The organism is Fluviicola taffensis DSM 16823 (assembly GCF_943372375.1).
In the GTDB taxonomy this organism is placed as follows: Bacteria; Bacteroidota; Bacteroidia; order Flavobacteriales_D; family Crocinitomicaceae; genus Fluviicola; species Fluviicola taffensis_A.
In genome coordinates, this window is record NZ_CALRYJ010000018.1 from 33,333 (window position 1) to 54,990 (window position 21,658).

The window sequence follows — 21,658 nt, forward strand, 5'->3', positions numbered from 1 at the left end:
AATCATGGATAAGGAAGCCTTACTGAAGCGCATTCGTACCATCGAGCTTCAAACTCGCGGTATGACTGAACAGGTATTCGCCGGACAATATCAGTCTGCGTTTAAAGGTCGAGGTATGTCTTTTAGTGAAGTCAGATCCTATCAGATTGGAGACGATGTAAGAACTATTGATTGGAATGTCACTGCCCGTTTCAGGGAACCATTCGTGAAGATCTTCGAAGAGGAAAGGGAATTGACCGTCCTTCTGATAATAGATGTTTCAGGCTCTATGTATTTTGGACAAGGAAAAGATTCAAAAATATCGCTGGCAGTTGAATTGGCTGCAACCCTGGCATTCTCTGCGGCGAAGAAAAATGATAAGGTAGGAGCTCTTTTTATTTCCGATGAAGTGGAGTATTATGTGCCGCCCAAAAAAGGATTCGGACATGTTCATTTCCTATTGCGAAAGCTGATTAATCTTCAACCGAAATCGGGAGGAACAAGTTTGGATACGGGGCTGAAATATGCCCGGAATATTTTCAAGCAACGAAGCATTTGCTTTGTGATCAGTGATTTTTCCCAACTGGAACTAAGCAAGGAAGGTTTTGCAAATACGGCGAGAAAACACGATTTGGTGGCACTTGGTGTGCGTGATCCCGGAGAAGCGAATCTTCCCAATGTGGGATTTGTCCGTTGGGTGAATGCAGAAACCAATACAACCAATTGGATTGACAGTTCTTCCACTCAGGTAAGAAGGGATTACGAAAAGAATCATATCCTCCGAAAAGAGAAGACCGAAGCCTTTTTCCAGCAATTGGGAATTGATGCGGCCTTTTTCGAAGTGGGAGATCATGTATATTTACCATTGCTCCAATTATTCAAACGACGAAAATGAGAGGGATTTTGTCCATATTGGCATGTTGTTGTTTTGGAGCAGGGTTTGCACAGACAAAGCGCGTTTATTGGGCGGAAGATTCCGTTCGGATTGGTGACAAGGCTCAATTGACAATCCTGGTAAAGAATCAACCGAAGAAATTTGATTACAATCCTATTTCAGGCGTATTTATTTGCGACGTCAATCACAAAGGCGAAACACTTTGGAAACCCGGTGGAGAGTTGGAGATAGAATCATTCCGGGATTCAACCTACACGCAAAAAGGAATTAAATACTGGAAAGGAGTTTACACCTTGATTGCCTGGGATTCTGCAAAATACCGTTTACCGGAATTATGGCTCACCTGGAAGGATTCCACCTTTTCATTTCGAGCACCGAATCTTTACGTCGGATTCGTGAAGAAAAAGGTGAAGGAGGGAATAGATGAAATTCCCATTGAACCGGAAGAGGATTCCTTGCGATTACTTAAAAAATATTGGTGGGTTTTGCTTATTGTAGCAGCCGGAGTAACCATTGGAATTCTTTGGAACAAACGAAGAAAGATTCAAAAATCGGAGGAGTTGAGTCTAAGGGAACGAACCTTGCTTGCAATAAAACAATTGAAAAAAAGGGAGGATTGGCTTCACGGCAAAACCAAGTCACATTACGTGGGGTTCTCAGCAATATTGAAAATGTATTTGAGTTCGAGATATGAACTGAACCTGATGGAACGGACTACCCGGGAAACCATCACCTTATTGAAACTGAAAGGGCTCGACTTTACCATGATCCGAAGAATTGAAGTGCTTTTGAGAGAAGCAGATATGGTAAAATTTGCCAAGACGGAATTGGATCCGCTGCACATTCAATCCAGCTTATTTAGACTGGAAGAGATAGTCACCGAATTAAGCCCATTAGAAATTCCGGAATGAGTCGCTATTTCAATATCTGCTTTTGGGAATATGATTTCTATAATCCACACATGCTTTGGCTGCTGTTGGTCATTCCGGTATTGTTGTTTTTCTGGGAGTACCTACAAAAAAGCCGGGTTGGTCAATTGAAATATGCGAGTTCCGAAGAAGAACAATTGGCCTATTCAATTGGCTGGGTTCGTTACATCAGATGGGGAATAAACACTTGTTATGCACTTTCCATGGGGTGTTTGGTCTTGACCCTGGCTGAACCCTATAATACTTCCATAGATCCTCCAAAGATTGATTACAAGAACGGAATCGATATCATTTTGGCTATTGATGCTTCTGGATCCATGTTGGCTCAGGATTTTGATCCGAATCGTTTGGAAGTGGCAAAACGCGTAGCAAAAAAGTTCGTGGATTCCAGGAAAGGGGATCGGGTTGGTTTGGTTGTTTATGAAGGAGAAGCATACACTGCTTGTCCTGCAACATTGGATTATAAATTATTGAAGGAACAGATCTCTGCTATTGAACCGGGTTTTTTGGAACCGGGAACAGCTATTGGAAGCGGTCTGGGAGTGGCGGTAACGAGACTGAGGAGTGATAGTTTGCCTTCCAAAGTCATTATCTTATTAACGGATGGAAGCAGTAACACCGGTCCGGATCCGATGGAAGCAGCTGAATTGGCAAAGCAGAAAAAATGCAAGGTTTATACCATTGGTGTTGGAGCGAATGGAATGGCACCCACTCCGGTTTCAACGCCGTTTGGAGTCGTTTATCAGAATGTTGCAGTAGAAATCGACGAGGTGATCCTGAAAGATATTGCGAAGCTGACCAATGGGAAATACTTCCGGGCACAGGATGAAAAATCCCTGGAAAAGATATACGCTGAAATTGATAAATTAGAAAAACGAAAAATGGAAGACCAGCATCTGGCAGTGGAACCTCCTTTAACATTATTCCCGTTTTTCATTTGGAGTATGATTTTTTCAGGAATAGCCTGGGGTGTTCAACGCTTGAAATTCAAATTGGATGATTAAGGAAGCGAATACATATAATCGGTTGATGAGGCTGTTACTTCTTTCAGAAGGAATCTGGTGGACATTGGTGCTGATCGGGTATTCATTGCTTCCTTTGGACCGCTTTGGAGTGAAGTTGCTTCACCCCGAAATGCTTGGATTGTGGGCTGTCATTCCCCTTCTGGCAACTGGTTCCTGGATTCAATGGAGTTGGAAGGCAAGAATCTACCAGGAATATTCAGGTTATGGATCTACCCGGATGTTGTGGGTGAAATTCGAACCGATTAAGGCATTCCTGCATTATTTTTTATTGCGCAGCACTTATTTTTTCGTAGTTCTTGCCATGGCTCAGCCGGTAGCAGGGTCCAAAAAAGTGAATGGTTCCAAACGCATCCTGGATTTGGTAATTTGTCTGGATATTTCAAATTCGATGAACACCAAAGATATGGGAGGTACGGAAGTGAGTCGGTTGACAGCAGCGAAACAGGCAATTGGCGAGTTGCTGAACCAATTGAAAGGCGAACGGATTGCCGTTGTGGTGTTTGCCAACGATGCGTATACACAGCTGCCTCTTACCATGGATTATGGCGCGGCAAAATTGTTTGTTCCGGATATTGAAACGTCCATGATTTCAGACCAGGGAACAAATATCGGCAGGGCATTGGAAGTGGCACAAGAGCAGTTCAAAGATACGGAATCCGGAAAAGCGATTCTGGTCATTACGGATGGCGAAGACCACGAAGCACTTTGGAAAAAACAATTGGAGGAATTGAAAAAGAAGCATGTGGAATTGGCTTATTTGGGACTTGGATCAACTAAAGGAGGACTTATCCCAAATAATCCGTATGATATTTCAGATGGGTACAAACGCGAAAACGGACAGGCGGTTGTGTCAAAAATTGATAAGAATGGATTGACCAAAATGGCAAGTGAATCAGGTAGCATTCTGGTTACCTCCGATAGTCCGTTCCCAAATATTTATGATATCGCAACGAACTACAAGAATACCAAGAATAAGCAGGTCATGAAAGTGGAATTTAATGTAGATAAAAACTATTTTTACGTCCCTACAATACTGGCACTACTTTGTATGATTTGCTACTTCTTTTTACCGATCATTATTAATCCCAATAAGGCATGAAAACGGCAATTCTTACTCTTTTGTGTGCTTTGGCTTTCAACTCTTTTGGGCAGGAATGGAAAGATACGCTCAACGAAGCCAGAAGGTTGTACAAAAAAGGAAACTACAAAGAAGCGTTAAAGTATTATAAAAGAGCCGAAAGATTAGCTCCAAATGATGTAGATTTGTCTCAAGAGATTGGTCAGACTGCGTACCGTGCAAATGATTTTGAGACAGCTTCAGAAAGTTTTGAACGTCAGGCGAATAACGCTCCTACAAAAGAAAAAGAGATTCGTGCTAGAACAAGTTTGGGTGAATCCCGTATGAAGCAGCAAGATTTCCAGGGAGCGATTGATGCATACAAGGATGTTTTAAGATTGGATCAGGATAATGAAAGAGCAAGACAACGATTGGTTGAGGCTAAAAGATTATTAGAACAACAGAAAAAAGAACAACAAAACAAACAAGACAAAGAGAATAAAGATCAAAATAAAGACAACCAAAATCAACAAAACAATAATCAGAAAGATCAGAAAGATCAGAAAGATCAGAAAGATCAGAAAGATTCAAAGGATAAACAAAACCAAAGCCAGCAAGATCAAAAGTCTCAACAAGAAAAGAGCGAACAGAAAAAATTACAAGACAAGGAAACCGAACGCAAACTAGACGAGTTTAGTAAGCAGGAACAGAATACAAAGAAAAGATTGGATGGTTCAAAAGGTACTACAGGTGGTAAAAGAGCACGAAAAGATTGGTAATCATCAATGGCAATTGCTGTTGGTTTTGTTCACATTGGTGAGCCAGATATCCGTTGCTCAAAAACCAGTGGTTGCTCTGACATCCGATAAGAAGGAAATCGGAATCGACGAACACCTGAACTTCACCATTACCGCGAACGTGGAAGGATCGATGAAAATTAATTTTCCTGTGGAGTTTGAAGTGGATTTTGGTGTCATGCATGGAATGGAGCAGAAGATGGATCCAAGTGGTAAAATCAAAACTTACTACTACATGCAACAATCGGGAACCTTCAAGAAAGAAGGAACCTATTCATTCTATGCTTATACAACCTATAGAAATAAGGTCTACAGATCGAATAAGATAACGATCAAGGTCAATCAAGCTACCGAAGAGGATGACAATGTGAACTCAAACGATCCCGTTTTTGGTTTCATCCAATGTAAGAAGACGAGTGTATACGAAGGAGAACCCATTTTACTGAAAGCGAAAGTGTTTTCATACATCAATATTGAGTATCTCGAAGGATATTCCGATTTTAAAGCGGATCTTTCGATGGAAGAACATGCATTCCCTAATGGTCGTGTAGAAGTGGAGGAAACGCGGGTGAATGGAAAAGATGCCTTAGCTTTCGAATACGGAAAACAATTGTTGATCCCGGTGGGAACAGGGAAGTGTCATATCAAACCATTTGAAATGGCATTGCGTTGTCACGGCTCCCTGTTTTCAAAAACCATGCGTCTGCGTTCTTCCGGATTGTATATCAATATTAAACCTTTACCGGGTAATGCCCCGAAAGATTTCATAGGAGCAGTTGGTGAATACAGGCTCTCTCAAAAAAATCCGACCAAGGAAGTAAAAGAAGGAGAAGTTTTCACCCTTGAATTAGTGGTTTCCGGAGTTGGGAATATTCATAATTCCAACACACCGAAATTAAAACTGCCAAAAGGCTGTTCGATTTATGGAGATCCCGAGCGAATCGAAGATATTGAATTCACCGAGATGGGTGCAGAAGGAATGATCACCTACCGTTTCAATATTCAGGTATTGGAAGATCATAATTTGGAATTCAGCGCACCATCGATCAGTTATTTTGATCCGGAAAAGGAAAAATACCTGACAATTAAAGGGAATTCATTCAATGTAAGAGTAACACCCGATAAAAGTTTTAATCCGATCGTTTTATCCAGTCCTAGTCCGGGAACACATTCCGATATGGTTGATTTGAAAACCCAAAAGAAATCGACCACAGCAACAAAAACGGAATCTTCCTCCAAATCCAGATTGTGGGTGAGTATTGTTGCCCCAACAAGTTTACTGGGAATTTTATTCGTGTTTTTAGCTGTAAGAAGACGTAAGAAAAAAGAAGAGGTTCAGAACGAAATTTCGATAGAGAATGATTTGCCTAAAGGACCGGTTTTCTTGAACGAAACGAAGGAGCCGGCTAAAGCGGAAGTGATTGATTATTGGGTTGATGCCGAAAGACACGTGGAAGATCCGAGCGTATTTGCGATTCTTTTACCGAAAGCAATCATTCAACGGATTGAACGGTGCGAGAAATGCAATTTCCAATCACGTGAGAAAGCTTTTGACCGATTATTGGATACAAATCCGGAAATCGCTAAAGGATTGAGGGAAATCATTGAAATGTGCGATCAATACCGTTATGGATTTGGAGCTGAGCGCTTAGAAACGAAAGAGATCTTGGCAAATGCTGAAAACTTGTTGAGTCAATTACCTTCTTAAGCTCTTTTTTGACAGAAAAATTGCTTCAAACGGATTCACTTTTGATTTTTTTACTACTTTTATCCCACAAAACACAAATTAGTACATCATGAGCGTTTTTGGTATCGTATTGTTTCTTTTGATTGGAGGTATGGCATTTTGGATGTTGTTATTCTTAATGGGCTTTGTTCTTCCTTTTTGGATTAGCTTGGGAATCAGCCAACAAATGCGTCCAAAACGTGTGTTTGAAAAAGAAGATGATTCAGAGGCAAAGTAATTTGCACAACCATATTTGATTGAAGACCCCGACATTTATCGTCGGGGTTTTTTTATGCCCTGAAAATCCAAATTCGAGTTTGCTTCGTAACTGGGCAAAAGGATATTGTAATAGAATTCCTAAATACTAACTTTTGCGTTGAAAGACCAATCCTTTACAAGGGTTGGTCTTTTGTTTTCAGGAATGTTGAACAAAAGGAAATTAAATGATGAAAGGGCAAAAGACTTTCAAAGGAACAATCTATCTTTGATTCACTTACTACTAGTTAATAAATATGAACCGAATCCTTTTGTTCGTTATCGCATTTGCGGTATCCAATTCATTTGCACAACAAATGCTTCATTGCGGGAGTGATGAAATGGAAAGTAAATTGTTTCAGGAACACCCGGAATACAAGCAAGCTTTTTTGAGATCCCGGAAAAAATTGGAGACATTTACCAAGCAATTCCAGGAAAGCTCAACGAAATCCGGTGCGACTTATACCATTCCTGTCGTTTTTCACATCATTCATAACAATGGAGCGGAAAACATCAATGATTCACAGATTTTCGATGCCATTGAACAAGTAAATCTGCAATACCGGAAACAGAATCCGGATACCAATCAGATTGTTTCCGCTTTTCAATCCATCGCAGCGGATGCCGGGATAGAGATTCGTTTAGCGCAAATCGACCCGAATGGAAATTGCACTTCTGGAATTACCCGAACGGTCTCTCCGTTGACTTATACCGGAGATCATCAGGTGAAAAGCCTGATCCATTGGCCACCGGAAAAATACCTGAATATTTATGTTTGTTTTGATGCGGCCGGATTAGCAGGTCATGCATTAATGCCAGCAGTTGCAGATACAATCCCGGAATGGGATGGAATTGTCATTCGCCACGATTATGTAGGGACAATAGGAACTTCAGATTATTTTCGACGAACGGTTCTTTCCCATGAAATCGGTCATTATCTGAATCTCTATCACATTTGGGGAGGGAATAATGTTCCGGGTTTTTACTATTTACCAGTAGGAAATGCCGGAAATTGTGCTTTTGATGATGAGGTAACAGACACACCAAATACCATTGGTTGGTCTTCCTGTAATTTAAATGCGAATTCCTGTAGTAGCCTGGACAATGTCCAGAATTACATGGATTATGCCTATTGTGCATTGATGTTTACCGAAGGACAAAAAGTGCGTATGCATGCCGCATTGAATGCTTCCGTAGCAAATAGAAATAACTTATGGACTCCTGCAAATTTGGCTGCTACCGGAACCGACGATCTGGTGAGTCAGTTGTGTGAAGCAAAATTCGAAACAAGTAAGCAAATTGTTTGTCAAGGAGATTCCATTCTATTCAAAGATGTTTCGTCGCATGGTATAACAAGCAGAATTTGGAACTTTGAATCTGGAATAGTGAACGGGTCATCTTCCAACGATACTGCAATAGTAGTTTACAATCAAGTTGGGAAGTTTGATGTGACACTGAAAGTCAGCAACGGTTTAGACACGCTTGAATTGGTTTTATCCGATTACATTACAGTAATTCCAAATTTGGGATCAACCTCAGGAATTGTGGAAGGATTTGAAGATAATCTGGCAGGATTTTCCAATCGTTGGCATGTAAGAGAGGTTGGGCAGCCATTCAATTGGGAAATTGCCAACACAGGCTTCCAAAGCAATCAGTCGATCAAGATCACTAATTTTGACGGAGGTTCGAATCAGGTTTACGAATTCTTTTCAGACCCATTGGATCTGTCCGGATTCACCAGTTTGGCAGTTGCAATTGATTGGGCTTATGCGCAACAATTAGCAAGCAATACAGATCTATTCCGCATATTTATTTCCAATGATTGCGGGGAAAACTGGCTGGTTAAGAAGACGTATTCGGGAACCAGTACACTCAAGTCTGTCAGTCAGTTTATGACTACTCCGTTCACTCCGGCATCATTGAATGAATGGGCTAGTGATACGGTGATAATCAATGGTGCGAGTAATTTTACGGATCATACCCAAGTTAAATTCCGCTTTGAATCGAAGGGTGGGAATAATTTCTATTTGGATAACATTCGGATCGGGAAATTGAATGAGTTGGGACTACATGAGGTCGGTTCCGGGAATATGCTGGAGATTTATCCGAATCCTTCAGCAAAGGATGGTTTTGCGACCTTGAAATGGGATGTAAATCTAAATCCTGGTGAAATCCAATTGGTAGATGCTCAGGGACGGATCATGTTTGAAGATCAAAAAGTAAATGCGGTGGATTCCTATCAGGTTCCTTTGATAAACTTAAATTCGGGATATTACTTTGTAATCGTAAAAAGTCTAACTGGAATCAATTCCGTACCTTTGATTTTGAAATAAGGAGTGGAGAATTTCGTTTTTCAACTGATTTTTGCTAAGATTTTTTACTCTACACAGTAAATTGTTGAAAAACTTTGCTATCTTTGCCCTCCAAATTAAATTTTAAAACATCTGTTATGTACGCAATAGTAGAAATAGCAGGGCAGCAATTTAAAGTGCAAAAAGACCAAAAAATCTTTGTACACCGTTTAGACGCTGAAGCAGGATCAAAAGTAGAATTTGATCGTGTTTTATTGGTAGACAATGGTGGAAAAGTGAATATTGGCGCCCCAGCTATCGCAGGAGCAAAAGTTACTGCTCAAGTGAATGATCACGTTAAAGGTGATACAGTTATCATTTTCCGTAAGAAACGACGAAAAGGATATGTGAAAAGAAACGGTCACCGTCAATCTTTTACACAAATTACGATTACAGATATTAAAGGGTAATTCTCTGTCATTAGACGGATAAAAAATTAGAAAAGATGGCACACAAAAAAGGAGTCGGTAGTTCCAAAAACGGTCGCGAATCACATAGCAAGCGTCTAGGAGTGAAAATTTTTGGTGGACAAGCTGCAATCGCTGGGAACATTATTGTTCGTCAACGCGGAACTGCACACCACCCAGGAGAAAATGTTGGGATTGGAAAAGACCACACATTATACGCATTAACTGACGGAACAGTTGAATTCCGCAAAAAAAGAGATGCTCGTTCGTTTGTATCGGTAGTTCCATTTGAAACTGCGGAAGCTTAATCGAATAATAGTACATATTTTGATAAAGGCGAGTTCCGAAGTTTTTCGGAATTCGCCTTTTTTTATGTTTTAATTTACCAATTTTAAACCCGGTTCGCCTTGGCGGATCAACACTCAAATTCAATTCATATGTTAGAAATGACCAAAATCCGCGCTGAACGTGATGAGATCATCACAGCACTTAAAAAGCGCAACATTGATGTAACAGAGACTATTGATGCAATCATTGCGAAAGACCAACAATGGCGTTCAGCAAAAACATCCATGGAATCCATTACGTCCGAATTGAACAAGATTGCAAAAGAAATTGGTGAATTCTTCAAAAGTGGTAAAGCTGCAGAAGCAGAAGCCGCCAAAGCAAAGACGGCAGATTTAAAGCTCGAAGAACAACAGCTGAAAACGGAAGTGGACACACTTGAAAATGAAATCACCCAGTTGCTTTATCAAATTCCGAATGTTCCAAACAGTTTAGTTGTTGCCGGAAAGAGCGAAGAGGATAATGAAACAATCGAAGTAGTTGGAGAGCCTGCGGTATTGCACAATAAGGCGGTTCCTCATTGGGAACTGACCAAGAAATTTGATTTGATCGATTTCGAATTAGGTGTTAAGATCACAGGTGCAGGCTTCCCTGTTTACAGAGGAAAAGGAGCAAAATTGCAACGCGCATTGATTCAATTCTTTTTGGATGAAGCGGAAAAAGCAGGTTACGAGGAATTTGTCGTTCCTCACGTTGTAAATGAAGCGAGTGCTTATGGTACGGGACAACTTCCGGATAAAGAAGGTCAGATGTATCACATGCCTGTGGATGATTTGTATATGATTCCAACTGCTGAGGTTCCATTGACAAATATTTACCGCGACGTGGTTTTACCGGATGAAAATTTCTCCATCAAAATGACCGGTTATACTCCTTGTTTCCGTCGTGAAGCAGGAAGTTATGGGGCACATGTGCGTGGTTTGAATCGCTTGCATCAGTTTGATAAGGTGGAAATCGTTCGTATCGAGCATCCCAAAAACACGGATCGCGCATTGACCGAAATGATAAACCACGTGAAAGGATTACTCGAAAAATTGGGTCTGCACTACCGTATTTTGCGTTTATGTGGTGGAGATACCGGTTTCGCATCTGCTATGACTTACGATTTTGAAGTTTATTCTGCAGCGCAGGAGAAATGGTTGGAAGTAAGTTCTTGCTCCCGTTTTGACACGTTCCAGGCAAATCGCTTGAAATTGCGTTTCAAAGGGAGTGACAAGAAAAAAAATTACCTGGCACATACGCTGAATGGTTCGGCTTTGGCTTTACCAAGGATTATGGCTTCCATCATGGAAAACTATCAGACCTTGGACGGGATTGAAATTCCGGAGGTACTGCATAAATACACCGGGTTTACGAGAATAGATTGAAATAAAACAGATAGGGGTGAAAAATTTTTCGCCCCTATCTGTTTTTGGGATTTTATGTAATTTAGTGTCATGCTCAGAATCGGATTTTTTCTAGTACTGCTTACATTCTTGTTCTCTTGCGAAAGCAAATTGGGGAAGTTTGAAGAAGATGTGCTTTTTACAAAGGCAAGTAATGATTCTGTGCAGAAAGTTCTTCAGCAGTTGGATACGAACCAAGTATTGAAGTTGCGCGGAAAATCAAAAATAATGCTCCTGAATTTCAATATTGAATTAGGGAACGATACCTTGGACATGGAGACTGCAAGGGAAATCGACGGATTTATTCAGGCTTACCGTGCAACGGATTATTTCACAACTGAAATCAGGGAATTAAGAAAAGCACAGATTGAACAGCACGACAGGCTCCTGAAATTGCAATCGGACATTGAAAATGGTGCCGGCGACAGATCTTCATACTATGATCACGTTCAGTTGGAGCGAAAAGAAGTCGAACAGATCCGTGCTCATAGTTTGAGATTGGAGAAACAATTTATGGATTTTAAACAATCTTACGAGCAATTTAAACCTACATTTGAGCGTTTTAAAGTCGTACACTAAATAAATCATGAAACACGCACTAATTTTTTGTTGCATACTTTTTTCCTTTGCCCTTTCAGCTCAAACGAGCACGGATCAGCAATTAGCGAATTTGTACTACAACAATGGCGAGTTTGCAAAGGCACTTCCGTATTTCGAGAAAATTCTCACCAAGGAAAGCACCAAGTTCGATCAATTGCGCTACGTGGATTGTTTGGAAAAAACCAATCAGGTAAAGGATGCGGAAAAATTTTTAAAGAAATTGGTCTCGTCCAATTCCACTGATTTCGATTATACCATTGCACTGGGCGATTTATACGAACGCACCGAACGGACTTCCCAAACTGAAAAGCTCTACAGCGAACGAATTAAGAAAGTTGCTTCGAACGGATATGAGGTGATTGAATTGTATAATGCATTCATCAAGAAAGGGAAAGTTGATTGGGGATTGAAAACACTGGAATCCGGAAGAAAAGAGTTGAAGAAGAATTATCCGCTACAAATGCAATTTGCAGAAGTTTATGCCCTCTTGGGCAGAACAGACGAGATGATTGACGAGTATTTTGATATCTTGGATCAGTATCCGAATTATACCAGCAATATTCAGAACGCATTAAGCAAACAAATTGATTTTTCAGAGGATAAGACAGGAGTATATCAGAAGCTGAAAGACAAGCTATTGGTCCGGATCCAAAAGAAGCCGAATGATTTTGTGTATTCCGAAATGCTTATCTGGCTTTTTATACAGAAGAAGGAATTCAAGTCTGCCTTAATACAAACGCAAGCTTTGGACCGACGGGAGAAAGGGACGGGAAATCGGGTGATGGACTTGGCGGAAACATGTGTCGAAAACAGCGATTATGCAACAGCTCGTTTAGCTTATAACTACGTGATCGATCAGGGTACTCAGAATCCGAATTATTATGCTGCTTACAGTTCCTTGTTGAATATCCGTTACCGTGAAATCACAGTCGAGAAAAAATACCAGCCGCAAGATATCATCGATGCAGAGAAAGAATACCGACAAGGCTTGAAGTTATTGGGTTGGGGAAGAAATGCAGTGTATACTGCGAAAGAATTGGCGGAAATCAAAGCCTATTATGGAAACGATGCCAAAGGAGCAGCCGATTTGTTGGATAGTTGTTTGGCGGTGAATGGATTGTCAGATTTCGAAAAAGCACAGATCAAAATGGCTTTGGCAGATGTATTGATTCTTCAGGATGATATTTGGCAAGCTTCCTTGTACTACATGCAAATCGACAAGGATTTTAAGTTCGAAGCCATCGGCTCGGAAGCGAAATTCAAAAATGCGCGGATCTTCTATTACGATGGCGATTTTAAATTCGCTCAATCACAGCTGGATATTTTGAAAGAATCCACCAGCAAGTTGATCGCCAATGACGCCATGAAATTGTCTGTGTTGATTACGGATAATTTGGGCTTGGACAGCAATTACACCGCGATGTATCAATTCGCACAGGCAGATTTGTTACTGGAACAACACCAATTCGATAAGGCATTCAAACTCTACGATTCAATCAATGCCGCATTCCCGGCTCACGGTTTGGCGGATGAGATCCTATTTCGAAAAGCTCAGGCTATGCAATATCAGGGTAAATGGCAAGATGCTTTGGATTATCTGAATAAAATTATCACTTATCACATGGATGATATCCTGGCTGATGATGCTATTTTCACGATCGCTGAAATTTACGAGCTGAACCTTCACGACAAAGAAAAAGCGACCGAATACTACAAGAAAATCTTGTTCGAATGCAAAGGAAGTCTATTGACCGTAGAAGCCAGAAAACGCTACCGTGCATTGCGCGGTGATGTCTCCGATTCGGAGGATTTGTAAGTAGGTGATCTTTTTCAATTGGTTACTGAGCGCAGTCGAAGTACCAATTTTCAATTAGTCTGAGTGTGGAAAATCGCAACAACCATCCCGATTTTGGAGAAACGAATCTTTTAACAAAATCATTTTGAAATGGAATTCGCATAGACTTTCGTTATAAACAAGCCTTTATCATCGTCCTACAAATCCTTTTCTTCGACCAATGTTTTCCCTAGCTTTCTAAAGTATTTAAGCGTAATTTAGATTGAATCTAAATAGAATTTTGCGCCATTTGGTCTTGTTAAAAAGTATTAAATTCGCCTGTCTTAAAAACTAGAGATTATGTCTTCTGCAGAAGATTACTTACCGATATTACTCCAGGCAGGTGTTGCTCTGGGTTTTGTTATACTTGTTTTAGTGGTGGCTCCCATGTTGGGACCAAGACTGAAAGGTAAAAAGAAAGATGCCAACTGGGAATGTGGTATTGAAGAAGTCGGAAACGCTCGTTTCCCGATCTCCATTCGTTATTTATTAACCGCAATTTTATTCGTGTTGTTCGATGTGGAAGTTATTTTCTTCTACCCGTACGCTGTGAATTTCAAGGCTTTAGAAATGGATGGATTGATTGCAGTAATTATTTTCGTGGCATTCTTCCTTACAGGATTTTTCTACGTACTTAAAAAAGGTGCTTTAGAATGGGAAAAGTAGAAATTATCAATGGTGTAGAAACCATTAATGGAGAAGGCTTCCAATTGACATTGCTTGACAAGGTGATTGGAGCAGCTCGTGCGAATTCCGTTTGGCCCTTGCCATTCGCTACCTCTTGTTGCGGTATCGAATACATGGGAACAATGGGAAGTAACTACGACGTGGCACGTTTCGGAATGGAACGCATGTCTTTTTCTCCACGCCAGGCAGATCTATTGATCGTTGCCGGTACCATCTCGAAAAAATTAGCTCCGATTTTGAAACAAGTGTACGAACAGATGGCTGAACCGAAATGGGTTTTGTCTGTTGGTGCTTGTGCTTGTTCAGGTGGGATTTTTGATACGTATTCTGTTTTGCAAGGAATAGACCGTGTAATTCCTGTGGATGTTTACGTTCCGGGATGTCCGCCAAGACCCGAGCAAATCATTGAAGGGTGTATGAATATTCACCGCTTGGTGAAAAGCGAATCATTACGTCGTCGTTATTCAGACGAATACAAACATTTGTTGAAAAAATACGATTTGAACGATGAGTAATTTGACAAACGAAGCAGTACTGGCTCGCATTCAGGAAAAGTTTGGTGATGCGGTACTTCACAATGAAGAGCCTTACGGATTATTGACAATCGAGATTCAGGCTGACAAAACACATGATTTAATTGCTTGGTTGAAAACAGACGAAGTATTGAAAGTATCCTTTTTGACTTTGATTGGGGCAGCTCATTTTCCAAACGATAAAGGACGCGAAATCTGTGTAAACTATCACCTGCATTCCTTAGTGAATAATGTGCGTATGCGTGTTCGTGCATTTCTTCCGATTGAAACTCCAACTATTCAATCCATCGTGGACATCTATGTTGGTGCAGATTGGCAAGAGCGTGAAACATACGATTTCTTCGGAGTGATTTTCGAAGGACATCCGAATCTGGTTCGCATTCTAAATGAAGACGATATGGATTATTTCCCGATGAGAAAAGAGTACCATTTGGAAGATGCAACAAGAGAAGATAAAGATGATCGCTACTTCGGTAGATGAAAAAGCACCGCTTTTGATAAAGCAACAAGCGTTAGTGCAGTTGCCAAAGGGAAGCTTAAAACGTAAATAAAAATTAGAGTAGCTAATAAAGAAACTATGAGCGGTACTCCACATAATAAAAGCTTGTTTGCTGATGAAACCATCGACGGACAAATAGCAACACTAAACCTGGGGCCAACTCACCCTGCAACACATGGAATTTTCCAAAACGTGTTGACAGTGGATGGAGAGAAGATTTTAGGTTCTGTTCAAACAGTTGGTTACATTCACCGCGCTTTTGAAAAGTTGGCTGAAAGAAGACCTTATAACCAGATTACCCCGATTACAGACCGATTGAACTATTGTTCTTCCCCAATCAATAACATGGGATGGGAAATGACAATGGAGAAACTGATCGGAGTGAAAGTTCCAAAGAGGGTGGATTACATGCGTGTGATCATCATGGAATTGGCGCGCGTTGCAGATCACTTGGTTTGTAATTCCGTAATTGGTGTGGATACCGGAGCATTGACAGGGTTTACCTACATGTTCCAACAACGTGAGTTGATCTATGAATTGTATGAAGAAGTGTGTGGTGCACGTTTGACTACGAACATCGGTCGTATCGGAGGTTTCGAACGCGATTTCTCTCCGACATTCCACGTAAAACTGAAAAAATTCCTCAAAGAATTCAATAAGCACTTCCAGGAGTTCGATGATTTGTTATTGCGTAACCGCATTTTCATGGATCGTACGATCGGTGCAGGACCTATTTCCGGTGAACGGGCATTGGATTACGGATTTACAGGTCCGAACTTGCGCGCAGCAGGTGTGGATTACGATGTTCGTGTAATGACTCCGTATTCTTCTTATGAAGATTTCGATTTCATTATTCCGGTGGGAACACAAGGTGATACCTATGATCGTTTTTGTGTACGCCAGGAAGAGATTCGTCAGAGTATGAAGATCATCGAGCAGGCATACAACAATATGCCGGAAGGAAGCTACTTCTCTCCGGATGTTCCTGAATTCTATTTGCCTACAAAAGCAGATGTTTACACGAAAATGGAAGCATTGATTTACCACTTCAAAATTGTAATGGGTGAAACACCTGTTCCGGTTGGGGAAGTATATCACTCAGTAGAAGGAGGAAATGGGGAATTAGGATTCCATTTGATTTCAGATGGCGGAAGAACACCATACAGACTTCAATTTAGAAGACCTTGTTTTATTTATTATCAAGCATATCCGGAAATGATTATCGGTCAAACCATCTCAGATGCCGTATTGACGCTAAGTAGTTTGAACGTGATTGCAGGAGAATTGGACGCATAAGATGAGTATATCAGTTACACATAATAGTACAGATCAGGCTGAACCACAATTCAGTGCTGAGAAATTGGTTGAAGTACAACGCTTCATCAACATGTATCCGGAAGGAAAGCAGAAGAGTGCATTGATGCGTATTCTTCATTTGGCAGAAGAAGAATTCGGAGGTTGGTTAAGTGTACCGACCATGAATTATGTTGCCGGTTTGTTGAATATCCAACCGATTGAAGTATACGAGGTGGCAACTTTCTATACCATGTTTAATATTGAGAAACCTGGGAAAGTTGTTTTGGAAGTATGCAGAACAGGACCATGTATGTTGGTTGGTTCGGATCAGATTATCGAGCACATTGAAAACCGATTGGATATCAAAGTTGGTCAGACTTCAGCAGATGGAATGTTTACATTGAAAACTGCAGAATGTTTGGGAGCTTGTGGTTATGGTCCGATGCTACAATGCGGAAAACATTACCACGAACACTTGACTCCTGAGAAAGTAGATGAGTTATTGGATACCTTGCGTAAAGAACATTCAGAGAAATAGGAATGGGAAGAAAATTATTATTGGAACATGTAAACGTTCCTGGAATCGAAACATTTGAAGTCTACCGCAAAAACGGTGGTTACCGTTCTGTAGAAAAGGCTTTGAAAACGATGTCTCCGCAAAATGTGGTAGAAGAAGTTCAAGCATCCGGATTGAGAGGTCGTGGAGGAGCAGGATTCCCTACCGGAATGAAATGGTCTTTCCTGGCAAAACCGGAAGGTGTTCCGCGTTACTTATTGTGCAACGCAGATGAATCCGAACCCGGAACTTTCAAGGATCGTTACCTGATGGAGAAAATCCCACATCTTTTAGTAGAAGGAATGATCGTTTCTTCCTACGCTTTGGGATGTAATCAATCATACATTTATATCCGCGGAGAATACATGTGGGTTTTGGAAATTGTGGAAAAAGCAATTGCCGAAGCTTATGCAAATGGATTCCTTGGAAAAAATATCTTAGGTTCCGGATACGACTTGGATTTAGCTATTGCACCGGGTGGTGGAGCTTATATCTGTGGAGAAGAAACAGCATTGATCGAATCATTGGAAGGAAAACGTGGAAATCCACGTATTAAACCACCATTCCCGGCTGTAAAAGGGTTGTGGGGATGTCCGACAGTAGTAAACAACGTAGAATCTATCGCAGCAGTTGTTCCCATCGTCAATGATGGAGGAGCTGAATACGCAAAAATAGGAATTGGAAAAAGTACCGGAACAAAATTGATTTCAGCTTGTGGAAACCTGGTAAAACCGGGAGTTTACGAGATTGAATTGGGAATGACGGTGGAAGAATTCATCTACTCAGACGAGTGGTGTGGAGGAATCGCTAACGGAAAGAAAATCAAGGCATGTGTTCCTGGTGGATCTTCCGTTCCGATTTTACCGGCAAACCTGATTACCAAAACAGCGGAAGGAACAGATCGTTTGATGTCATACGAAGGTTTGGCAGAAGGTGGTTTTGCAACCGGATCAATGTTGGGTTCAGGAGGTTTCATCGTATTTGATGAAGACCAATGTATCGTTAGAAACACATGGAATTTTGCGCGTTTCTATGCACACGAATCTTGCGGACAATGTTCACCTTGCCGTGAAGGAACAGGATGGATGGAGAAAGTACTTCGTCGTATCGAAAACGGTCAGGGTCATATGCACGACATTGATTTGTTGGCTGAGATCAACAAGAAAATAGAAGGAAACACGATTTGTCCGCTAGGTGATGCAGCAGCATGGCCGGTAGCAGCGGCAATCCGTCATTTTAGAGAAGAATTTGAATGGCATGTCACACATCCGGATGAAGCGGTAAAACGCAACTTCGGGATTGCGTCTAATCACATGCCTTTAGTATAAAAGAGATCCATTATGGTAAAAGTTATCATTGACGATATCGAAGTAGAAGTAGAACCGGGAACAACCATCCTGAATGCTGCTCGACAAATCGGTGGAGATGTAGTTCCTCCTGCAATGTGCTATTATAGCAAGTTGGAAGGAAGTGGTGGTAAATGTAGAACATGCTTGGTTGAAGTAGCCGCTGGTTCTACTGCAGATCCGCGCCCGATGCCCAAATTGGTTGCATCTTGTTCGACTCCGGTAATGGATGGAATGATTGTAAAGAACAAAACTTCAGAACGCGTTTACGATAACCGTGCTGCAGTAACAGAGTTCTTGTTGATCAATCACCCGTTGGATTGCCCGATTTGTGACCAGGCTGGTGAGTGTCACTTACAGGACCTTGGTTTTGAGCACGGAAAAGAGGGAACGCGCTACGAAGAGAAACGCAGAACCTTTGATCCGATCGATATCGGTGACAAGATTAAATTGCACATGAATCGTTGTATTTTGTGCTACCGTTGTGTTTATGTGGCAAATCAATTGACAGATAAACGTGTTCATGGTATCATGCACCGCGGAGATCACGCAGAAATTTCTACATACATTGAGAAAGCAATCGATAACGATTTCTCCGGAAACGTAATCGATGTGTGTCCGGTCGGAGCATTGACAGATAAGACATTCCGATTCAAAAGTCGCGTGTGGTTCTTGAAACCGATGGAAGCCTCTTGTGAGTGCACCAAATGTGCCGGAAAAGCGGTCGTTTGGATGTTTGGAGATGAAATTTACCGTGTTACAGGTCGTAAAGACAAATACGGTGAGATTGAAGATATCGATGGAAAAACAGCCTGGATCTGTAACGAATGCCGTTTCGACAAGAAAGACAAGACCAAATGGAATATTGAAGGACCACGAGTGATTAACCGTCATTCCGTGATTTCTCAAAATAAATACCTGGTTGACGAGCGTCTTGAACTTAAAAAACTAACAGGAAAGTAAGATGATCATAAAATTAATCATAGTTGTTGTTTTATTCGCAGTAACACTGGGAATAGCGGCTTATCTGACTTTAATGGAGCGAAAAGTCGCAGCTTGGATGCAGGATCGTATCGGACCGGATAGAGCTGGACCATTCGGTTTGTTGCAACCACTTGCAGATGGTGGAAAGATGTTCTTCAAAGAGGATTTCAGACCGACCAATGCAGATAAATGGCTATTTATCATCGGACCTGGAATTGCCATGTTTACTTCACTCATTACGGGTGCGGTGATTCCTTGGGGACCGGATTTGAAAATTGCCGGTGAATCGATTGCTTTGCAAGTTGCTGATGTAAATATTGGAATCCTCTTCATTATGGGAGCCGTTTCCATTGGTGTTTACGGAATCATGATCGGAGGCTGGGCTTCCAATAACAAGTTCGCCTTGTTCGGAGCTATTCGCGCAAGTTCGCAAATGATTTCCTACGAGTTGGCAATGGGAGTTTCTGTCATTACGATTGTCATGATGACCGGATCATTAAGCATAAGAGAAATTGTTGACCAGCAACACGGTTTTTGGGAAGATGGATGGTTCTCCTGGAACGTATTCAAACAACCGATTTGTTTTGTTGTATTCCTGATTACTGCTTTGGCGGAATGTAACCGCGCTCCTTTCGATTTGGCGGAATGTGAATCCGAGTTGATCGGTGGTTATCATACCGAATATGGAGCGATGAAACTAGGATTCTTCCTATTCTCGGAATATGTAAACATGTTCATTTCTTGCGCAGTTATTTCGGCTTTGTTCTTCGGAGGATACAACTTCCCGGGAATGGATAACTTCTCCGGAAATACTTTGGCAATCATAGGAACCTTGGTTTTCTTCGCGAAAACATTCTTCTTCGTCTTCGTTTTCATGTGGATTCGTTGGACATTACCTCGTTTCCGCTACGATCAGTTGATGCACATCGGTTGGAAAAAAATGATTCCGATTGCTTTGATCAACTTATTGATCACGGGAGTTGTGATTGCTTATACGGAAGGTTGGTTCTCTAAAGACAAGGAGAGCGAATCTGCAAGTAATGCAAAAATGGAGCAGCCTTTGGGTTTGAATACCTCCTATGGAAAGACTAAAACTGGAAATAGCTTATAAATATTCGAATGGAAAGTTTATCAAATCGTAAAAAAGTTGTTTCGAACAAGAAGATGAGCTTCATGGAGAAACTGTACTTCCCGGCAATTTTGGGAGGTATGTGGATTACCTTTAAGCATTTATTCAAGAAACACAATACCCTTAAATATCCGGAAGTGAAGCGCGAGTATGTTCCCGTTTATCGTGGACAACACGTGCTAAAACGTGACGAACAGGGTCGGGAGAATTGTACTGCATGTGGATTGTGTGCGGTCGCTTGTCCTGCAGAAGCAATCACCATGACTTCTGAAGAGCGCAAAAAAGGAGAAGAGAATCTATACAGAGAAGAGAAATACGCTTCAACATATGAAATCAATATGTTGCGTTGTATTTTCTGTGGTTTGTGTGAAGAAGCATGTCCGAAAGAAGCAATTTTCCTGACAGATCGTATCGTTCCGACTTATTTCGAGCGCAACGATTTCATCTACGGAAAAGATAAATTGGTGGAACCGGTTGATCAGCGTGTGGACATTAGTAAAAGACAATTAACCGGAAAAAGACCTGCGTAATGAGTTTAGACATTCTATTTTATATTCTTGGTGGATTGACTATCGGAACAGCCCTGATGGTTGTTTTGAGTAAACACCCGGTGAGAAGTGTTTTGTACTTAGTACTGACTTTCTTCTTAATCTCTGCAAACTACGTATTGATGAATGCCCAGTTCATTGCGATTGTGAACATCATCGTTTATGCCGGAGCAATCATGGTATTGTTCCTCTTCGTTTTGATGTTATTGAATCTCAATAAGGAAAATGAGCCGAAGCATTCACCCATGATGACTATCGGTGCCGGTATTGCCGGAGGAGCTTTGTTCTTAGTGGTCGTTGCAGCAATGCGCGATGCAATTTTGGCAACTCCGATGATTGATGCGAATTCCGAACAAGTGGGATTAGTTGAAAATCTGGGGAAAGTCCTGTTTACAAAATATGTACTTCCTTTTGAGGTTTCTTCGATCTTGTTCCTTGCCGCAATGGTTGGAGCAGTTCTTTTAGCGAAAAAAGAAAAACAAACTATAGAGTAAT

23 protein-coding genes are annotated in these 21,658 nt (G+C 41.1%); all 23 read left to right on the top strand.

Annotated features, from left to right (window positions below):
* The first annotated feature begins 4 nt into the window (after window positions 1-4).
* The 23 genes from AAG807_RS18535 (at window position 5) to AAG807_RS18645 (ending at window position 21,657) form a co-directional block, all read left to right on the top strand.
* A complete protein-coding gene (locus AAG807_RS18535; RefSeq protein WP_341907277.1) occupies window positions 5-874 on the top strand; it encodes a DUF58 domain-containing protein in 870 nt (289 codons plus the stop codon).
* Window positions 871-1,785: a hypothetical protein gene (locus AAG807_RS18540; protein ID WP_341907280.1), complete on the top strand. Its 915-nt coding sequence runs from the start codon at window positions 871-873 to the stop codon at window positions 1,783-1,785. Before AAG807_RS18535 ends, AAG807_RS18540 begins: the two co-directional genes overlap by 4 nt.
* Entirely contained in the window at window positions 1,782-2,807 is a 1,026-nt protein-coding gene (locus AAG807_RS18545; protein WP_341907282.1) for a VWA domain-containing protein, read from the top strand. The genes AAG807_RS18540 and AAG807_RS18545 overlap by 4 nt, the downstream gene beginning before the upstream one ends.
* A complete protein-coding gene (locus AAG807_RS18550) occupies window positions 2,800-3,927 on the top strand; it encodes a VWA domain-containing protein (protein ID WP_341907284.1) in 1,128 nt (375 codons plus the stop codon). Before AAG807_RS18545 ends, AAG807_RS18550 begins: the two co-directional genes overlap by 8 nt.
* Window positions 3,924-4,664, top strand: coding sequence for a tetratricopeptide repeat protein (locus tag AAG807_RS18555; protein ID WP_341907286.1), 741 nt, complete (start codon window positions 3,924-3,926; stop codon window positions 4,662-4,664). The genes AAG807_RS18550 and AAG807_RS18555 overlap by 4 nt, the downstream gene beginning before the upstream one ends.
* Window positions 4,615-6,390, top strand: a complete 1,776-nt coding sequence (locus AAG807_RS18560) for a BatD family protein (RefSeq protein WP_341907289.1) — start codon at window positions 4,615-4,617, stop codon at window positions 6,388-6,390. Before AAG807_RS18555 ends, AAG807_RS18560 begins: the two co-directional genes overlap by 50 nt.
* Before the next feature lie 88 nt (window positions 6,391-6,478).
* A complete protein-coding gene (locus tag AAG807_RS18565) occupies window positions 6,479-6,646 on the top strand; it encodes a hypothetical protein (RefSeq protein WP_013686706.1) in 168 nt (55 codons plus the stop codon).
* 274 nt (window positions 6,647-6,920) lie between these two features.
* Entirely contained in the window at window positions 6,921-8,996 is a 2,076-nt protein-coding gene (locus AAG807_RS18570; RefSeq protein WP_341907294.1) for a M43 family zinc metalloprotease, read from the top strand.
* A gap of 116 nt (window positions 8,997-9,112) precedes the next feature.
* The gene (gene rplU, locus AAG807_RS18575) at window positions 9,113-9,424 is read left to right on the top strand and encodes a 50S ribosomal protein L21 (RefSeq protein ID WP_144332450.1); all 312 of its coding nucleotides are present in this window, start codon (window positions 9,113-9,115) and stop codon (window positions 9,422-9,424) included.
* Window positions 9,425-9,459: 35 nt separating this feature from the next.
* Window positions 9,460-9,729, top strand: a complete 270-nt coding sequence (rpmA, locus tag AAG807_RS18580; protein ID WP_341907301.1) for a 50S ribosomal protein L27 — start codon at window positions 9,460-9,462, stop codon at window positions 9,727-9,729.
* A 129-nt stretch (window positions 9,730-9,858) separates the two neighbouring features.
* Window positions 9,859-11,133, top strand: coding sequence for a serine--tRNA ligase (gene serS, locus AAG807_RS18585; protein ID WP_341907304.1), 1,275 nt, complete (start codon window positions 9,859-9,861; stop codon window positions 11,131-11,133).
* 69 nt (window positions 11,134-11,202) lie between these two features.
* Complete coding sequence (locus AAG807_RS18590) at window positions 11,203-11,730, top strand: hypothetical protein (protein WP_341907307.1); 528 nt, start codon at window positions 11,203-11,205, stop codon at window positions 11,728-11,730.
* A 7-nt stretch (window positions 11,731-11,737) separates the two neighbouring features.
* A complete protein-coding gene (locus AAG807_RS18595; protein WP_341907309.1) occupies window positions 11,738-13,567 on the top strand; it encodes a tetratricopeptide repeat protein in 1,830 nt (609 codons plus the stop codon).
* Between the two features lie 318 nt (window positions 13,568-13,885).
* Window positions 13,886-14,251 (top strand): NADH-quinone oxidoreductase subunit A, encoded by a 366-nt coding sequence (locus AAG807_RS18600; RefSeq protein WP_341907311.1) that lies wholly within the window; start codon window positions 13,886-13,888, stop codon window positions 14,249-14,251.
* Window positions 14,239-14,787, top strand: coding sequence for an NADH-quinone oxidoreductase subunit B (locus AAG807_RS18605; RefSeq protein ID WP_144332458.1), 549 nt, complete (start codon window positions 14,239-14,241; stop codon window positions 14,785-14,787). The genes AAG807_RS18600 and AAG807_RS18605 overlap by 13 nt, the downstream gene beginning before the upstream one ends.
* On the top strand, window positions 14,780-15,286 hold the full coding sequence (locus AAG807_RS18610; RefSeq protein WP_341907317.1) for an NADH-quinone oxidoreductase subunit C: 507 nt from the start codon (window positions 14,780-14,782) through the stop codon (window positions 15,284-15,286). Before AAG807_RS18605 ends, AAG807_RS18610 begins: the two co-directional genes overlap by 8 nt.
* Window positions 15,287-15,382: 96 nt before the next feature.
* Complete coding sequence (locus tag AAG807_RS18615; protein WP_341907320.1) at window positions 15,383-16,600, top strand: NADH-quinone oxidoreductase subunit D; 1,218 nt, start codon at window positions 15,383-15,385, stop codon at window positions 16,598-16,600.
* Window position 16,601: 1 nt separating this feature from the next.
* The gene (locus AAG807_RS18620) at window positions 16,602-17,138 is read left to right on the top strand and encodes an NAD(P)H-dependent oxidoreductase subunit E (RefSeq protein WP_341907323.1); all 537 of its coding nucleotides are present in this window, start codon (window positions 16,602-16,604) and stop codon (window positions 17,136-17,138) included.
* A gap of 2 nt (window positions 17,139-17,140) precedes the next feature.
* A complete protein-coding gene (nuoF, locus tag AAG807_RS18625; RefSeq protein WP_341907325.1) occupies window positions 17,141-18,484 on the top strand; it encodes an NADH-quinone oxidoreductase subunit NuoF in 1,344 nt (447 codons plus the stop codon).
* Window positions 18,485-18,496: 12 nt separating this feature from the next.
* A complete protein-coding gene (locus AAG807_RS18630) occupies window positions 18,497-19,465 on the top strand; it encodes a 2Fe-2S iron-sulfur cluster-binding protein (protein ID WP_341907327.1) in 969 nt (322 codons plus the stop codon).
* Between the two features lies 1 nt (window position 19,466).
* Complete coding sequence (gene nuoH, locus AAG807_RS18635) at window positions 19,467-20,597, top strand: NADH-quinone oxidoreductase subunit NuoH (protein ID WP_341907330.1); 1,131 nt, start codon at window positions 19,467-19,469, stop codon at window positions 20,595-20,597.
* 8 nt (window positions 20,598-20,605) lie between these two features.
* Window positions 20,606-21,145: an NADH-quinone oxidoreductase subunit I gene (locus AAG807_RS18640; RefSeq protein ID WP_341907332.1), complete on the top strand. Its 540-nt coding sequence runs from the start codon at window positions 20,606-20,608 to the stop codon at window positions 21,143-21,145.
* A complete protein-coding gene (locus AAG807_RS18645; protein WP_341907334.1) occupies window positions 21,145-21,657 on the top strand; it encodes an NADH-quinone oxidoreductase subunit J in 513 nt (170 codons plus the stop codon). Before AAG807_RS18640 ends, AAG807_RS18645 begins: the two co-directional genes overlap by 1 nt.
* The last annotated feature ends 1 nt before the right edge of the window (window position 21,658 follow it).

Bases quoted from the DNA above. Each gene is read 5' to 3' on its own strand.
- AAG807_RS18535 (WP_341907277.1), top strand. From the start codon at position 5: ATGGATAAGGAAGCCTTACTGAAGCGCATTCGTACCATCGAGCTTCAA.
- AAG807_RS18540 (WP_341907280.1), top strand. From the start codon at position 871: ATGAGAGGGATTTTGTCCATATTGGCATGTTGTTGTTTTGGAGCAGGG.
- AAG807_RS18545 (WP_341907282.1), top strand. From the start codon at position 1,782: ATGAGTCGCTATTTCAATATCTGCTTTTGGGAATATGATTTCTATAAT.
- AAG807_RS18550 (WP_341907284.1), top strand. From the start codon at position 2,800: ATGATTAAGGAAGCGAATACATATAATCGGTTGATGAGGCTGTTACTT.
- AAG807_RS18555 (WP_341907286.1), top strand. From the start codon at position 3,924: ATGAAAACGGCAATTCTTACTCTTTTGTGTGCTTTGGCTTTCAACTCT.
- AAG807_RS18560 (WP_341907289.1), top strand. From the start codon at position 4,615: ATGGTTCAAAAGGTACTACAGGTGGTAAAAGAGCACGAAAAGATTGGT.
- AAG807_RS18565 (WP_013686706.1), top strand. From the start codon at position 6,479: ATGAGCGTTTTTGGTATCGTATTGTTTCTTTTGATTGGAGGTATGGCA.
- AAG807_RS18570 (WP_341907294.1), top strand. From the start codon at position 6,921: ATGAACCGAATCCTTTTGTTCGTTATCGCATTTGCGGTATCCAATTCA.
- rplU (WP_144332450.1), top strand. From the start codon at position 9,113: ATGTACGCAATAGTAGAAATAGCAGGGCAGCAATTTAAAGTGCAAAAA.
- rpmA (WP_341907301.1), top strand. From the start codon at position 9,460: ATGGCACACAAAAAAGGAGTCGGTAGTTCCAAAAACGGTCGCGAATCA.
- serS (WP_341907304.1), top strand. From the start codon at position 9,859: ATGTTAGAAATGACCAAAATCCGCGCTGAACGTGATGAGATCATCACA.
- AAG807_RS18590 (WP_341907307.1), top strand. From the start codon at position 11,203: ATGCTCAGAATCGGATTTTTTCTAGTACTGCTTACATTCTTGTTCTCT.
- AAG807_RS18595 (WP_341907309.1), top strand. From the start codon at position 11,738: ATGAAACACGCACTAATTTTTTGTTGCATACTTTTTTCCTTTGCCCTT.
- AAG807_RS18600 (WP_341907311.1), top strand. From the start codon at position 13,886: ATGTCTTCTGCAGAAGATTACTTACCGATATTACTCCAGGCAGGTGTT.
- AAG807_RS18605 (WP_144332458.1), top strand. From the start codon at position 14,239: ATGGGAAAAGTAGAAATTATCAATGGTGTAGAAACCATTAATGGAGAA.
- AAG807_RS18610 (WP_341907317.1), top strand. From the start codon at position 14,780: ATGAGTAATTTGACAAACGAAGCAGTACTGGCTCGCATTCAGGAAAAG.
- AAG807_RS18615 (WP_341907320.1), top strand. From the start codon at position 15,383: ATGAGCGGTACTCCACATAATAAAAGCTTGTTTGCTGATGAAACCATC.
- AAG807_RS18620 (WP_341907323.1), top strand. From the start codon at position 16,602: ATGAGTATATCAGTTACACATAATAGTACAGATCAGGCTGAACCACAA.
- nuoF (WP_341907325.1), top strand. From the start codon at position 17,141: ATGGGAAGAAAATTATTATTGGAACATGTAAACGTTCCTGGAATCGAA.
- AAG807_RS18630 (WP_341907327.1), top strand. From the start codon at position 18,497: ATGGTAAAAGTTATCATTGACGATATCGAAGTAGAAGTAGAACCGGGA.
- nuoH (WP_341907330.1), top strand. From the start codon at position 19,467: ATGATCATAAAATTAATCATAGTTGTTGTTTTATTCGCAGTAACACTG.
- AAG807_RS18640 (WP_341907332.1), top strand. From the start codon at position 20,606: ATGGAAAGTTTATCAAATCGTAAAAAAGTTGTTTCGAACAAGAAGATG.
- AAG807_RS18645 (WP_341907334.1), top strand. From the start codon at position 21,145: ATGAGTTTAGACATTCTATTTTATATTCTTGGTGGATTGACTATCGGA.